Annotated in this window: 11 protein-coding genes; 4 read left to right on the top strand and 7 right to left on the bottom strand. The window is 49.6% G+C overall.

Annotation, left to right across the window (positions count from 1 at the left end; all coding sequences use genetic code 11):
- Positions 1-92 precede the first annotated feature (92 nt).
- The 3 genes from glnE to HGP28_RS05395 all read right to left on the bottom strand — a co-directional run bounded on the left by glnE (position 93) and on the right by HGP28_RS05395 (position 6,414).
- The gene (gene glnE / locus HGP28_RS05385) at positions 93-2,915 is read right to left on the bottom strand and encodes a bifunctional [glutamate--ammonia ligase]-adenylyl-L-tyrosine phosphorylase/[glutamate--ammonia-ligase] adenylyltransferase (RefSeq protein ID WP_168835565.1); all 2,823 of its coding nucleotides are present in this window, start codon (positions 2,913-2,915) and stop codon (positions 93-95) included.
- 251 nt (positions 2,916-3,166) lie between these two features.
- Complete coding sequence (locus HGP28_RS05390; protein ID WP_168835436.1) at positions 3,167-4,423, bottom strand: methyl-accepting chemotaxis protein; 1,257 nt, start codon at positions 4,421-4,423, stop codon at positions 3,167-3,169.
- A gap of 476 nt (positions 4,424-4,899) precedes the next feature.
- Complete coding sequence (locus tag HGP28_RS05395; RefSeq protein ID WP_168835437.1) at positions 4,900-6,414, bottom strand: CYTH and CHAD domain-containing protein; 1,515 nt, start codon at positions 6,412-6,414, stop codon at positions 4,900-4,902.
- Between the two features lie 206 nt (positions 6,415-6,620).
- Here HGP28_RS05395 and HGP28_RS05400 point away from each other — a divergent pair, with 206 nt between their 5' ends.
- The 3 genes from HGP28_RS05400 (at position 6,621) to HGP28_RS05410 (ending at position 9,775) form a co-directional block, all read left to right on the top strand.
- Positions 6,621-7,301, top strand: coding sequence for a TIGR00153 family protein (locus HGP28_RS05400; RefSeq protein ID WP_168835438.1), 681 nt, complete (start codon positions 6,621-6,623; stop codon positions 7,299-7,301).
- 142 nt (positions 7,302-7,443) lie between these two features.
- A complete protein-coding gene (locus HGP28_RS05405) occupies positions 7,444-8,703 on the top strand; it encodes an inorganic phosphate transporter (RefSeq protein WP_168835439.1) in 1,260 nt (419 codons plus the stop codon).
- A 496-nt stretch (positions 8,704-9,199) separates the two neighbouring features.
- A complete protein-coding gene (locus HGP28_RS05410; protein ID WP_211091902.1) occupies positions 9,200-9,775 on the top strand; it encodes a TIGR04211 family SH3 domain-containing protein in 576 nt (191 codons plus the stop codon).
- A 182-nt stretch (positions 9,776-9,957) separates the two neighbouring features.
- Here the strand turns inward: HGP28_RS05410 and HGP28_RS05415 are convergent, their stop codons facing one another.
- Entirely contained in the window at positions 9,958-12,276 is a 2,319-nt protein-coding gene (locus HGP28_RS05415) for an AAA family ATPase (protein WP_168835441.1), read from the bottom strand.
- 100 nt (positions 12,277-12,376) lie between these two features.
- Between HGP28_RS05415 and HGP28_RS05420 the strand changes: the two genes are divergently transcribed.
- Positions 12,377-13,630: a multifunctional CCA addition/repair protein gene (locus HGP28_RS05420; RefSeq protein ID WP_168835442.1), complete on the top strand. Its 1,254-nt coding sequence runs from the start codon at positions 12,377-12,379 to the stop codon at positions 13,628-13,630.
- 119 nt (positions 13,631-13,749) lie between these two features.
- Here the strand turns inward: HGP28_RS05420 and HGP28_RS05425 are convergent, their stop codons facing one another.
- Genes HGP28_RS05425 through folB form a run of 3 tightly spaced genes read right to left on the bottom strand, consistent with a single transcriptional unit; the run spans position 13,750 to position 15,442 of the window.
- On the bottom strand, positions 13,750-14,553 hold the full coding sequence (locus HGP28_RS05425) for an undecaprenyl-diphosphate phosphatase (RefSeq protein ID WP_168835443.1): 804 nt from the start codon (positions 14,551-14,553) through the stop codon (positions 13,750-13,752).
- Positions 14,554-14,606: 53 nt separating this feature from the next.
- The gene (gene folK, locus HGP28_RS05430) at positions 14,607-15,086 is read right to left on the bottom strand and encodes a 2-amino-4-hydroxy-6-hydroxymethyldihydropteridine diphosphokinase (protein WP_168835444.1); all 480 of its coding nucleotides are present in this window, start codon (positions 15,084-15,086) and stop codon (positions 14,607-14,609) included.
- Positions 15,083-15,442, bottom strand: coding sequence for a dihydroneopterin aldolase (gene folB / locus HGP28_RS05435; protein WP_168835445.1), 360 nt, complete (start codon positions 15,440-15,442; stop codon positions 15,083-15,085). Before folB ends, folK begins: the two co-directional genes overlap by 4 nt.
- Positions 15,443-15,629 lie beyond the last annotated feature (187 nt).

Here is a 15,629-nt window from a genome sequence, read left to right on the forward strand (position 1 = left end):
AGGTGGTCTATGGCATAAGGACAAGCCTTGCCAAAACATCACGTCGGCCAATCAGACGGACATGCTGAGTAAAATGGTGCCAGTTTAACAGATTATTCTGTTGCCGAGCCACTGTCACCAAACCACTGCTGCCAAGCTGCGATAACGCATTCTCGCTCAGTGATAAATCGTGTTTCTTTCACATCAGCCTCTTGGCCGAGTAAATTACGATGATGTATTTCATCGCGCATCGCGGTATAGGCGTGAATCAGCGCTTGAGCTTGTGACTCATCCATAATGCCTTGCGCTGCCAGCGTTTCAAAAATACGCACATTATCGCTCCAACGCGTCAATTTCCCATTTGTGGCGCTAAAATTGAGCACGAGGTATTGGGCTAAAAATTCGATATCTGTGATCCCACCCAAGTCTTGCTTTAGCATAAAACGTCCGGCTTTTTTCGCGGCCAAGTGGCTGCGCATTTTCTCACGCATTTCGACCACTTGCTGCTTTAAGCTTGCGCTGTCTCGTGGCGCGCAGAGCACATCATGACGAATGCGCTCAAATTCGGTCGTTAAAGGCTCATCACCATAAATCATTCGCGCGCGCACCAAAGCTTGATGCTCCCACGTCCAAGCCTCTTCGCGCTGATACGTTGCAAACGCGTCTGTCGGGCTCACCATTAGACCTGAGATCCCCGATGGACGTAAGCGAGTGTCCACCTCATACAAGATACCAGATGCTGTGCGAGTCGAAAAAATGTGGATCACGCGCTGCGCGAGACGCAAATAAAACTGTTTGCCATCAATGGATTTTTCTCCTGTGGTTTCGACGTTATCAGGGCAATCGTGCAGAAACACCAAGTCCAAATCTGAGTTATAGCCTAGCTCCCAACCGCCCACTTTGCCGTACCCCAGCACGCCAAATCCACGCCCACCTCGCGCTTTAAGGTGGTTTGGTTCGCCATATTTTGTCACCATCTGCTGCCACGCCTGCTGCACGGCGGCATCGACAATCGCTTCAGCCAAATAAGTAAGATGGTCACTGACCTTCATTACCGGTAATACACCAGCAATGTCGGCAGCAGCAATGCGCAATAGACCAATTTGCTTAAACTGGCGCAAGGCATCCATTTGCTGCTCCATGTCGTCTTCTGGAATTCGCGCCAGATAGTCACGTAGCTCGAGACGATAATTATCCAAAGCAATGGGATGATATAACTGCTGTGGGTCAAGCAGCTCATCGAGCAAAATCGGAAAGCGTGCCAATTGTTCCGAGATCATCGGGCTGGCCGTGGTCAGGCGCACCAGTTGCGTCAATGCCGCAGGATGCTCATCAAGCAGTTCTAAATAAGTGGTACGAGTAGCAATTGAGTGAAGCAGGTACAATACCCGTGGCAAGCCAAACTCCGCATCTGGGTGGGAAAATATCGCTTGGAACAGCTTTGGCATCAGTTGATTAAGCACTTCACGACCGCGCGGACCCAATGTTTTTTTGGCTAAATCTTTTTTGAACTGTTCAATCACCTTTGCCATCACGCTAGGGTGTGGCGCATGAATATCTTGTTCTAGGATCACTTCGAGTAAGTCGGGGTTTTGCGCCATATCCCACAGCTCATGAAAATGGCGCGCAATCGGAGTTTCTTCTTCATCGTCTTCGCCGATGAGCTGCTGAAACACATTGTGCACTCGACTCATCTGTGTCACCACTTGAGCCATCAGCTCTTCCCAGCTGTCATATTGCATAGCCAATGCCAGTTTACATTGGTCCAATTCATTGTCGGGCAGCGTTTGCGTCTGTTTATCGGCCATGGCTTGCAGCAAGTTCTCCAGTTGACGTAAAAAGCGATACGCGTCATTTAACGCGTTAGCATCGTCACTAGAGAGTAATTCCAAGCGCTTGATCGCACTCAGCGTCGGTAACAGACCGCGGCCACGTAAGCTCGGCTCACGTCCCCCGCGGATCAATTGAAACACTTGAGCGATAAATTCAATTTCTCGAATGCCACCCGCGCCGAGTTTAATGTTGTTACTCAAGCCACGCCGCCGCACTTCAGTACTGATCATGGACTTCATACGGCGCAACGATTGAATCGCGCTAAAATCGATATAACGGCGGAACACAAACGGACGCAACATCTGACGCAGCTCTTGATATTGTGGGTACATCTCTCGGCCCATCACTCGAGCTTTGATCATCGCATACCGCTCCCAATCGCGTCCTTGCTCTTGATAATAATCTTCTAACGCGGCGTAGCTCATAACCAAGGGGCCGCTATCACCAAAAGGACGTAATCGCATATCAACACGATAGCAAAACCCATCATAAGTCTGTGCATCAAGCGCTTTAATGATTCGCTGACCCAGTCGAGTGAAAAACTGAGCATTATCAATACTGCGGCGCGCGCCTTGAGTTTGGCCGTTTTCAGGATAGGTAAATATCAAATCAATATCGGATGAGAAGTTAAGCTCTCCACCGCCCAATTTGCCCATCCCGATGATAAGCATAGGTTGCGCGTCGCCCTGCGCATTGCACGGTGTGCCCCACTCTCGACAGCAAGCATCGTATTGCCAGCGATAGGTTTCAAAAATCATCGCTTCAGCCAGCTCAGATAAATGCATCAAAGACGCATCTAGCGGCCAAGCGTGGGTGAAATCTTTCCACGCGATGTAGACCATTTCTTGACGGCGAAATCGGCGTAGCTCACGCATCAACTGCGTCTCGTCCTGAGCTTGGGCCAACGTCGTTGCCAGCTCTGTGCGATAGCGCGTTGCTCGCTCTGGCTGCTCAAGCATCTGAGGTAGCACGCGAGCCAGCTCACTATCACGCTCAAGCTGCTCTGTGACAAATGCGCTAAGCGTGGTGACCTTTTGATATTGCATCACATAATCAGCTGGCCAATCGCTGACAATCCCACGCTCTCGTGCCAAGGTCAACATTGCATTATTGGGTGTATCTGGTTGTGTTATTTGGTGCTGCAGTGTGGCCATGGCGGCAGAGTGTGACATTGTGATCCCTTGCGTCAGCGAGAAAATGAAGCCTTGGTTATATCATAATTCGTGGAAAATTTGGAAAAGGCGCGGTCAGACTCAGAGTAAGATCCTCGCGCTGAAAAACACAAAACCCCAGCACATATACCCAATTTTGAGGTCGCTTGGGTATAGACTGAGGTTTCTAAATTGAGGCTAGGTTAAATCTCAAACAATTTGATTTTTTTATCCAACTCAGCCACGTTATTTTGCATCATTTGCGACGTTTCAAGCAGCTCACCGACCACGACAACAGACGCTTGCACCAATTCGCGCACATTGCTCAAATTGCCGTTCATCTCTTCAGCAACGCCACTTTGCTGCTCTGCGGCACTGGCAATTTGGAAATTCATGTCATTGATTTGATTCACTTGATTAACGATGCCGTCCAGCTCTTCTCCGGCTTGCGTCACCAAGCCCACGCCATCAGTCGCTTCATCAACACTTTTTTGCATGATAGCAACGGCGTCACTAGCACTGGCTTGCAACTGAGCAATCATATCTTGAATTTCGACTGTCGCAGTTTGCGTGCGCTGAGCTAGATTACGCACTTCATCGGCAACCACGGCAAATCCGCGGCCGGCTTCGCCCGCACGCGCCGCTTCAATCGCGGCATTCAACGCGAGCAAATTGGTTTGCTCAGAAATGCCTTGAATCGTACCGACAACACTACTAATTGCATCAACACGGGTTTCAACTTGATTGACCACATTAGACGAGGAGGTAATGTCACTCGAAAGATCGTGCATTTTGGTCATACTTTGCTGCAAATATTGGTGGCCGCTTTGCGCCTTTTCATACGCGGCACTGGTCAATGTTGACGCCGCCTTGGCGTTTTCAGCGATGGTTAATACCGTTGCTGACATCTCACTCATAGCCGACGCTAAACTATCTACTTCAGCAAACTCCTCTTGTGCAGACTCTTGTGTTTCCGACATGCTGATCGTCAGCACCTCACTGAGACTAGCGGTCTCTTCGGATGCGTTCACTTGCAGCTGCATAACATCGTGCAGCTGACTGCGAGTTCGCTCAAGCTCACGAGCTAAGTCGCCGTACTCATCTTTACACGCCATATCAAAGGGAACAGATAAGTTCTTATTGGCCATCAAATTAATCGCCGCGCCCAAATAACGGGTCTGCTTTAACATCACTCGAGCGGCAGTCAGCAATAACACGACAAACATCGCAATCATCAATGCCGTTTGCCATGCAACTGTAACAAGGTAGGATTCATAATGTGACTGGGCGATCTGAGCGTCCTGGGTTGCCGCAAGTAACGCATCATAAAAAATAGAGGCATCCCATAATTGCTTACTCACGATAAGCAAGGTGCTAAAGACCATCAATAACACCATTTTGGGGACAAGCCGAATGTCGCAAATCACTCGCTCCCACGGCTTAAATTCCAATTTATTCATATTATTCTCCCACGCGCCTGTCATAATTTGAGTGAATGCCCCAAAAGGTCAAATAGGCATTCGCCACGAAATGGCGTTGCCGCGCGCCTTATTCATGTTGCCTATATTGACAGTCGAAAATTCAACATCCATTGATGGTATGATCCTTAACCTTGAGCGCGCATGGGGCAACTTTTTTATCGAATGGTAGCTCACAGATTTGACCTCGTTCTCAAACTGATAACAAGTTAAGAGCGAGATCGCAGTTTTTACATCTCACCGATTTTCAAGCAAAAGCACATTGAAAAACAATAGATTGCCGTTTATACCCAAGTGACTTCAAGAGGCGGTATATTTCGACCGAGATTTGCTACTATCACCAAAGACCAATAAAAAATGGAGCGCTAAGGCTCCATCTCATTATGTGGCAAGGTGACTTGGAACGAAGTGGCATCAACGCAAGGATGCAAAACAACCAAGCCTACGAGCCATCGGCATTATTGCCAGTACGGTTTCACTTCCAAGCTAATGGCGCGAGTTTGTTCCATCGCGTGTAAAATCGAACGCTCTTGACGACCCAGCCAACGCTCAAGCTGCTCGCGTTCGTCGCCCTCAAGACAATTCACTAGCGGATCAAGATGTCGCAGCATTAGGAGATCATCGATGCCATGCACCAGATCCGCCCAAGGCATGCGAAATGCGTTGCGATCATCAATGTCATAGAGCTCTGCAAAACAGATGCCGGTATAAAGATTGCGTAACAAGCGATAACGCTGATCAATATAACTTTGCGCGTCCATAGTCTGTTCAACAGGAAACGCCTCCATCAACTCTGCCCAAGTGCGATCAAGTTGTTGAGCAGAAAACGGGGCAATGTTGCCAGCCATGGTGTCGCGTGCTTTGTCGTCCAAAAATGGCTGCCAGCCTCGGGTTAAGATCCAACGGCTCAAATCAAGCAATAATCCGGTGTAGCGCGCGCTGCTAAGCAGCTCAAGCATAGCATCGCGATCTGGTAGTGCGACCCATTCCTCGGTTAACTCAGCGACCAAATACTTACGTGCATCCAGCTTACGCAGTACATGCCCTTTATCCTCTAACAAGGTCTCAAGATGAGCGTAATCGTTAAGCCAATTGAGCTCTTGCTCTAACCATTTTAACTCTTGCCGCAATAGCGCACTGGCGCGACGCGGAACCACACCACCAAATACGGTAAAAATTTGGCGAATGAAGCGAATCGCATTGTTGATCTCAACCAGAGCGCGTACTGACTCGCGCTCGGTGTAAATTTGCTCATGGTAGTGCCAATGTGACAAAGCGTGCTCAAGGGATTTCACCAAGCAAGACTCGACACTCTCTTGCCCTGTCATCGGCACCAATTCCAGCGCGTGTACCTCATCGCCTTGATAGTCGGTGGCCAAACGATAACCGCGCGCCGCTTTACTTAAATTGCCCAGTCGCATTCCACCTTCGTCGCTAAGCGTTCGCGCGAGCGTGAATAATGCGTCGGTTTGACCCGATTTGAGCTCAAGTTCTACTTCGCAAATCGATGTTGACACCTCACCGGCATGGACAAGTCCTAAGTCAAACGCAACCTCAACTTTGCTGCCATCTGGCATACAAACCAGCCACTGTTCACGGCTAAAATCGGTAGAAAAAAGAGGAAGCAATTCGCTTTGCAGCTGATCAATCGCTTTGCCTTCCGGCCAAATATCGACAGGGTGCAAATGGAGGTTAGGTTGATTAGAGTCATGTTCGGCGTTGTATTCTGGGCGCTGGTGTAAGCCAGCAACAACACGACCAGCGGTTTTTACCGTCTGCACAAATACACCGTCGTAACGACGAATTCGCATGCCAATGTCATGTTGGCGCAACCAATTATCGACCGTGTCGAAATAGGTGTTTCCCAACTCTCGGCAGCTATGCTGAAGAATTTTGGTTTCGGCGATTTTCTCGCGCAATGTACTAACAAATTCTGGTGAGACAAAAAACTTCAGCTCTATCTCGGTTTCCATAGTGATCCCTTGTAACCCTGATAGGCACAGGATATTGCCTAAACCCGCGGTGAGCAACAAGGAAATATCGTCAGATTCATGATCTAAAACAGTTTCAACAACAAGCCCTTTACGTTACTATGCGCCCCTTTGCAACCTAAGTTCAACATTACACCGATAAATGGTGTATGTTCTATTGGCCATTCCTTTTTTAGATTGTGATAACCATGCCGATGAATACCATTATGGGGTTATTTGCAAAGTCCCCTATTAAGCCTTTGCAGCGTCATGTGGTTTGCGTAAACGAGTGTTGCGCGCACCTCCTTAAGTTTTTTGAAGTTTGCGCACAAGGGGATTGGGAGAAAGCTGGCGAAATTCGCGCGCAGATCTCTCATCTGGAAAGAGAAGCGGATGTGCTCAAACGTGAGATTCGCCTCAAACTGCCTCGTGGCTTGTTCATGCCAGTCGATCGTACTGACATGCTCGACTTGCTGACCCAGCAAGACAAATTGGCCAATCTAGCAAAAGACATCGCTGGCCGCGTTTACGGTCGACGGTTGCAAATTCCTGCCTCGATGCAAAGCGCATTTCTGCGCTATGTTCAGCGCTGCCTTGATGCAGCCGATCAAGCTCAAAAAGTGATTAACGAACTCGACGAACTGCTTGAAACAGGCTTTAAAGGCCGTGAAGTGACGCTCGTTGCGGAAATGATCCATGAGTTGGATAAAATCGAAGATGACACGGATGCCATGCAGATTGAACTGCGTCAACAATTGATGGTCATTGAAGCCGACCTCAACCCTGTTGATGTGATGTTCTTATACAAAATCCTAGAGTGGGTTGGTGGTATTGCCGATCAAGCGCAACGCGTAGGCGCGCGCTTGGAGCTAATGCTATCTCGCTCATAGTTCATCGATAAATTCGTTCACCAACAAATTAATCGAACTGTTTTTTACACACAACAAACCGCCAGTGCGGCGTAGTCGCGTGCTCATGTGTGTGGCTGCAGACTGTTCCGGTATGGATTGTTAACAACAACTGGGTATTACGATGGATATCATTGCGAATTACGGCACGATGCTAATCCTTATCGCTGGATTTTTCGGTTTTCTGATGGCGATTGGTATCGGGGCAAATGATGTGGCCAATGCTATGGGCACATCCGTTGGTTCGAAAGCGCTCACAGTCAAGCAGGCAATTTTAATTGCGATGGTGTTTGAATTTGCTGGCGCCTATCTTGCCGGTGGTGAAGTAACCGACACGATTCGTAAAGGCGTGATTGAAACCTCACTGTTTGTCGACCAGCCTGATGTACTGGTCTTTGGGATGATGTCAGCATTACTGGCAGCAGGGACTTGGCTACTACTGGCCTCTTATATGGGCTGGCCTGTGTCAACGACACACTCGATCATCGGCGCCATCATCGGTTTTGCTTGCGTCTCTGTAGGAACCGAAGCGGTCGACTGGGGCAGTGTGCAAGGCATTGTCGGCAGCTGGATCATCACACCATTTATTTCAGGCCTGTTTGCTTATCTCTTTTTCGTTAGTGCGCAAAAACTCATCTTTGATACTGACAAACCGCTTATTAATGCCAAGCGCTTTGTCCCAGTCTACATGTTTATCACCACCATGGTGATTGCTCTAGTGACCATCAAAAAAGGACTCAAGCACGTTGGCTTGCATTTGAGCAATGGCGAAGCATGGGCGTGGTCTGCAATCGTTTCAGCGCTCGTGATGGCAGGTGGTTATGTCTACATTCAGAAAAAGTTTGCTGATAAAGAAGATGACCATAGCTTTGCTGGCGTAGAAAGCATCTTCAGCGTTTTAATGGTGATCACCGCTTGTGCGATGGCATTTGCACACGGCTCAAATGACGTTGCAAACGCGATTGGCCCATTGTCTGCTGTCGTGTCAACCGTCGAACACCTAGGTGAAGTCACCGCCAAAAGCACCATTGCTTGGTGGATTTTGCCACTGGGTGGGTTTGGTATCGTGGTGGGCCTTGCCACACTGGGCCACAAAGTAATGGCAACCGTAGGTACCGGTATTACAGAGTTAACCCCAAGTCGTGGTTTTGCGGCCCAATTGGCAACTGCGGCAACTGTGGTTTTGGCATCGGGAACTGGCCTACCTATTTCTACCACGCAAACCTTAGTGGGCGCGGTGCTTGGTGTTGGCTTTGCACGCGGTATTGCCGCCCTTAACCTTGGCGTGGTACGTAACATCGTCGCCTCTTGGGTGGTCACCTTACCTGCGGGTGCCCTACTGGCTGTCGTCTTCTACTACGCCATGATGGCTATCGTGGCCTAACTTAGCCCCTTCATCAAAACAACCATTGCCGCGCTTCATGCGCGGCAATTTGTAAGCGCTCTGTCAGATTTTACCAAAATTTGCCCACAACACGGCGCTTTCTCCACCTTGCCGGTTGCATGGACTGGGGAAAGTTTTTACTATTCGAAACACTTTTATACCCAAGTAACCTCAAGATGCATGATTCAGCGAGAATGACTTGGTTTATCAGTGAGGCGAGGATTTGAAGATTGAGTGGTGCTCAATCGAAAATCGTCAACAAAGCTGATGAACCAAGGCAGCTCGCCCCTTGGGAGCCAACCACTGAACCGATAGCGGTGTTAAACAACTTGAAAATAGACTCACTATTTCGCTGCGTTGTTTGCCTTGCTCTCAGCTCAGTGAGCCGGCTCTGAATCCAGCATCTTGAAGTCACTTGGGTATATACCTCCTCACTACCGATTACTTGAAAGGATTTACCGTGAAAAAACTGTTTGCTGCGGTTTTCATCGCGTTGATGGCCTCGTCTGCTGCGTGGGCACAAAGCCGTTATATTGCTGATGAACTGTTCACTTACATGCACTCTGGCCCAAGCAACAACTATCGCATCATCGGTAGTGTGGATGCGGGAACCAAAATTAACCTGCTTCAAACCAACAAAGAAACCGGTTATAGCGAGATCGTTGACGACCGTGGTCGCAAAGGTTGGGTGCAAAGCAAATTCGTGACCGCACGTGAAAGTGTTGCGCTGCGTTTGCCTCGCCTTGAAAAAGAGCTAGTTGAGGTAAAAGCGCAGTTAGCCAATGCGCGCCAATCTGCCGACTCAGAAAAAGCAGGCCTGGCTGACTCGCTCGAACTGCGTAATCAGCAAATCAGTGAGTTAGAGCAAAAATATGGTGAAATTAACGCGCAACTGACCAACATTGAAAGCGAAAACCGCCAGCTCCGCGCCAAAATCGACACTCAGAAAGACGATTTACTGCTGAAATATTTTACTTACGGCGGCGGTGTCGCGGGATTGGGCCTCCTCTTTGGCTTGATTTTGCCGCACTTGATCCCTCGTCGTAAGAAATCCCCTAACGGCTGGGCATAACATCAGCTCTGTTATACCCAAACATCTTGAAGGTGCAGGTAGGCAGCAAACGAGCAAAGCCTCTGAGCATAGATAAACTATGTGATGAGGTTTGTGAGAGACCGCTAACACAGTTGCACCTTCAAGTAGGACGGGTATATACAAAAAAGGTCATTCATCGAATGACCTTTTTTCATTTTAAATTAGCCTTGCCACTCATACAGAGCTGGTAAGGAAATTTTGACGCCATCAAAGGCGACAACCACTCGTTGCGGCTGTATTTCAACCAGTTGTAATTGTGATGAAATCCACTCTTGCTGACGGAATTCACGGCCATTAATCTTGACCCAACGTTTGCTGGGATCTCCAGCGTAAAGGTGCGTCTGTAAATTCAGCGGCGGTAAACGCCCTTGCCATTGCGCCGCTTGTCGCTCCAGTTCAATAACCGCCCCATGATTGTCTTCCTCACTTGCAGTATGAGAAGCGTCTTCAAGTTCACTCGGCTCATCAAACACACGGGCATTTTCAAGGCGAGCCACTAACTCAGGTGATAAGGAGGACAAATCGAGATCATTGAGTGATGGCAATGATGCCTCTTGTGAGTCATTTGCCGCAATCACGAATGGCTTGCTCTCCGCCGAAGAGGCCTGCTCAAGGCGCTCAGCGCTCGGCGCAAGGACGCTTGCCGTGTTATTAGGGGTTGTCAGGATATCGCGCTGTGGCGCGCGGACAAGCTCACCAAACTCAGGAAGCGGCAGACTTTCCACGTCATTTAGCTCACCATCCACCAATGCACTCCTCGCTCCGTCCTGCGTTACTATATAGAGCAAGTTGGGCGCGGTAGGCTGCACCAAACGTTGCAACCGGCGTAAGGTTCGCTCACCGGCAATGCCATCTACTCCCATTTTCTGCCAGCGCTGAAACAGCTCAACACGGGCGGTCAGCTGCGCACCAAAATGGGCGCTCTCAAGTGGTGCCTCACCCAAAGCATGCGCCAGTAAGCGGTCTAAGTGAGCAATATCACTGCCCTGCATTCCCGGTTTTAACATCTGAGTCAGTGGCGCAGACCAAATTTCAATCGCCTCGCCCTGCCAATACGCCTGTAACTGCGTACTCGATAGTCTCAGCGCCTGAGTCGGTGTCAATACCGTGGCGTGCTCACCGTCAATGCGATACAACACAACGTAGTGCGGCGTGACCTCTCCTTGTTGATACAGCGCCAATACCACAGGGCGATTGTGTTCAATCAGCTGCGCCCATGTTGTTGGCACGCGCTGACACACAAACGTCGAGCTCGACTCACTCAGGCATAGCCGTTCTTGCACTGTCGCGGCAAAGCCCCAAAGGCCATACAGCTGCTTAATCGCAAGCTCGGCGTTTTGATTATTTGTAAACAAGGGAGCTACGCTCTCGTGCCGCATGTCAAAAGATGGGCTGTCAGTTGCGCTCTGCGATGGTACGCTTGGCGTTGCTGGCCTGTCTGCCATCACCAACTTAGCGCTTGTTTCAATCACATCATCGGTGACCGTCGCGCTCTGTGTTGTCAGCTCGCCTGATATCGGCTCGACGTCAAACCGCCATTGCGGCATCATCGTCGACATACTCACCGCGCCAAGAGCCACGGCCACCGCGCCGGCTACCGCCGTTCTTTTTATCCACTGACGCGTGCGCAACGCGTTTGATGGGGTAGCACGGTTCAAATGATAAATATCGGCCTGCCCTGCCATGACAGTGACACAGGCTTGTTTCACTTGCTCTAGGCTCAATTTTTTTTCACCACGGCGATACGCGCTCAACAGCACGCCTTCACAGATCAAATTGATCAAGCGTGGGATCCCATGGCTGTATTTAGCGATTTGCTGAGACATTTTTCGATCAAACAGTTCAGCTCGGCGGCCTGCCTGCTGCAAGCGAAACGCTATGTAATCCTCCGTCTCTTGCGCATCAAGAGGAAGAAGGTGATAACGCGCGGTGATCCGTTGTGCCAACTGACGCAGTGCAGTCGTTCGTAGCAGATCTTGCAGCTCTGGCTGTCCCACCAGCACCACTTTGAGTAACTTATGCTGCTCGGTTTCTAAGTTGGTCAATAATCTCAGCTGCTCAAGCACTTCTGCGGCCAAATGCTGCGCTTCATCAATCACAATCAAGGTTTGCAAACCTTGGCGATCTGCGGCTAATAAAAATTGGTGAATGGCATGATGCAGCTGCTTGAGCGAAGCTCGCTCTGGGTAATCAATCGCAAAAGCATCGCAAATCGCCTCAAGCAATTCACCGCTGGAAAACGTCGGGTTTAGCAATAGCGCCGTTTGCATTTTATCGCCCAACTGCGCTAACAGCGCTTTCGCAACGGTCGTTTTCCCTGTCCCCACCTCGCCGGTTAGTAAAGCAAAACCACCACCACTACCAAGACCAGCTTGCAGATGAGTAATGGCTTCTTGATGGCGCGCGCTCAAGTAAAAATAACGTGCATTTGGCACAATAGAGAACGGCGGCTCTTGCAGAGCAAAAAAGTCGGTATACATAACCTCTAACCTTGGCCGAGCGTGAAAAAACGATAGAGAGCAAAGTACCATTGCTTGCTACAATGTCCAGCAAATCGCGTTAAGTTGAGAGGAAAAGCGAGTGCAAGTTTATTTGGTGGGGGGCGCGGTACGCGATCAATTACTCGGTTTGACCGCAAATGGCAATGCAGCAAACAGTAGCACCGATAATGATTGGGTTGTTGTGGGCGCAACGCCAGAGGAAATGCTTCGCCGCGGATTTGTCGCAGTTGGCAACGATTTTCCGGTGTTTCTTCACCCCAAAACCAAAGAAGAATATGCCTTGGCACGAACCGAACGCAAAGTGGGCCATGGCTATACCGGTTTTGCTTGTTATTTTGATCCCTCAGTCTCGCTTGAAGAGGATCTCATGCGTCGCGATCTCACGATTAATGCGATTGCGAAAAATCAAGCGGGAGAGTTAATCGACCCTTATGGCGGCGCGCGCGATCTCGAGCAAAAAATATTACGTCATGTGTCGCCAGCGTTTGTCGAAGATCCTCTACGTGTGCTGCGCGTCGCGCGGTTTGCCGCCAAGTTTGCACCACTCGGGTTTCGCATTGCCGACGAAACCATGCTCTTAATGCAACAGATGGTCGCCAATGGTGAATTGGGGCATTTAACGCCTGAACGAGTGTGGCAAGAATGGCATAAATCATTACAAAGCGCCGCGCCTGAGCAATTTTTACGCGTGCTACGTGATTGTGGCGCGCTCGCGGTTGTGCTACCTGAAATTGATGCCTTGTTTGGCGTGCCTCAACCCGAAAAGTGGCACCCTGAAATTGACACTGGCATTCATACGTTATTGGTCGCGCAACAGGCCGCACGTTTAACTCTTAGCCCTGAGATTCGCTTTACTGCGCAAGTGCATGACCTAGGGAAAGGGGTGACACCACCAGCCGAGTGGCCCAGCCATAAACGCCATTGTCAGACCGGTTTAGCGCTAATACGCACGCTGTGCGAACGGGTAAGAGTGCCCAATGAATATCGCGATTTGGCGCTCATCGTGTGCGCCCAACATAGTAACATCCATCGCGCTGGTGAATTACGCCCCGACACTATGGTCAAATTATTTGATGCTATTGATGTGTGGCGCAAACCAGAGCGTCTTGACGGATTGCTACTGAGCTGTGAAGCAGACCACGCGGGGCGCTTAGGACTCGAGCACGCCCCCTACCCACAAGCCGATTGGGTTCGTGGCGCTCATCAAGCCGCGGCCAATGTCGCGGTCAGTGAAATTGTTGCGGCAGGATTCAAAGGACCCGCAATACGCGATGAGCTGCGAGCTCAGCGCGTTCAAGCGGTAGCGAAATACCTTACTTTGATTCGAAGCTAACGTCTCAACAGCGGGTATCCCGTTTCCATTTGAAATGGCAGATTCAAATCGGATAGGAATGACGAGGAAAAGCGCTCGCTTTTCTCTCGTCAATGCTCGCGCTTTCTGACTCAACCTTATTATTGGCTTAATAAAAGCGCAAACAGACCAAAACCAAGCACAAGACGATAAATCACAAAAGGCGTCATGCCCATTTTTGAGATGAGCTTTAAGAAAAAGTGAATGCAGATATACGCGCTAATAAACGAAGTCACCACCCCTGTCAGCAAAAAGCCAACATGCACAGGTTCATCGCCTGTCACCAATTTAAGCCCAAGATAACTGCCAGCCAGCAAAATGATTGGGATCGACATTAAAAATGAAAAGCGCGCCGCAGCTTCGCGCGTAAATCCCAAATAGAGCGCCGCAGTGATGGTGGCGCCAGAGCGAGAAGTACCCGGGATCATCGCAATTGCCTGCGCAATGCCAATCATTAGTGCCTGTTTCCAGCCCACTTGAAACTCATCCATGCGTAGCTTGGCCGTGCGGTCTGCCCACCAGAGCAGCAAGCCAAATACCACTGTGGTGGTGGCCAAAACATACGCACTGCGCAGGTAAAGCTCGATGATGTCTTTCATCAGCAGACCAAACACACACGCCGGAATCGTAGCAATCACAATCATCCACGCCAGTTTGCTCTCTTTGCTGCGCTCACCTTGAAAAATCGAGCCAAGCCACGCTTTGAGCAAGGTGATGACTTCAACGCGAAAATAGATCACCACAGCCAATAGGGTTCCGACATGTACCGCAACATCAAAGGCTAAGCCTTGATCGGGCCAACCGAGGATCACTGAGGGTAAGATCAGATGCGCGGAGCTGGAGATAGGAAGAAATTCGGTCAATCCTTGGATCAGCGCTAAAACAAACGCTTCAAAATAACTCATTTTTTTATCTCTTTTTTACCCTCAAGGGGCATTAGCCAACAAATTTATTTTTATCACAGCGTCAATGACACCAAATTCAGCTCGGGAAAAGGCCCTTTTTCCTGCCATATCTCTTGCATCGTGCGACCATCGCCGGGAATGATCAATTCAGGTGCCAAATCATACAGTGGTTGAATGACAAAGGGATAACGAAAAACATCTTCACGCGGCAAGGTGATAGGCGCACGACACACCTTATCGCCAAACAACAAAATGTCGATATCCAATGTTCTATCTTGGTATTTTTGCGCATCGTGCGCTCGTCCAAACGAAAACTCAATCTCTCGCAGCGCAAAACGCAATGCATCAAGCTCAAGATCGGTCTCTAATGCCACCACCCAATTAAAAAAGGGCTGACTCTCAAAGCCTAGCGCAGGACACTCATAAATGGGGGACGCGCGAAGCTTTCCTAGCGGTTTGAGTGCTTGCCACGCTGCGCGAGCATGCGCACGGCGCGCCAAATTTCCACCAATACCAAGATAGACTCGATTCACCGCTCGCCTCGCTCAATCACCACACCTACAGCGCTCGCTTGCACTACTGCGCCCGGTTTTGCCAGACGAATTTTAACCCAAGGCACAGAGAATTGAGTCATGATAAGCGTCGCGATCTCTTCCGCGACACGCTCAACCAAAAGAAAACGCCCTTGCTCAATATGAGCAATAATCGCTTGGCTCACTTGGGCATAATCAAGCGCATCGTTCACATCATCACTCAAGCCTGCAGGTCGGTTATCGTGAGCCATTTCGATATCAAGCACCAACTTTTGCTTGATCCCTTGCTCCCACTCGTAAACGCCGATAGTGGTGATCACTTCGAGTTGGTGAATAAAAACTGTATCTCGAGCCATGTTCGGTTTCCTTTTGAAGTGACAGGTCGGATACCTCCTGCCACGTATTTCATCGTATGCTTGGCGAGTGCGCTGCAACTTCACCACAACCTGTGTATGATAGCAATTGCACTCAAAATGCCTATACCCAAGTCACCTCAAGATGCGTGGTTCAGCGAGAATGACTTGGTTTGTCAGTGAGGCGAGG

Origin of the sequence: Vibrio agarilyticus, from assembly GCF_012641465.1 — a bacterium.
In the GTDB taxonomy this organism is placed as follows: domain Bacteria; phylum Pseudomonadota; class Gammaproteobacteria; order Enterobacterales; family Vibrionaceae; genus Vibrio; species Vibrio agarilyticus.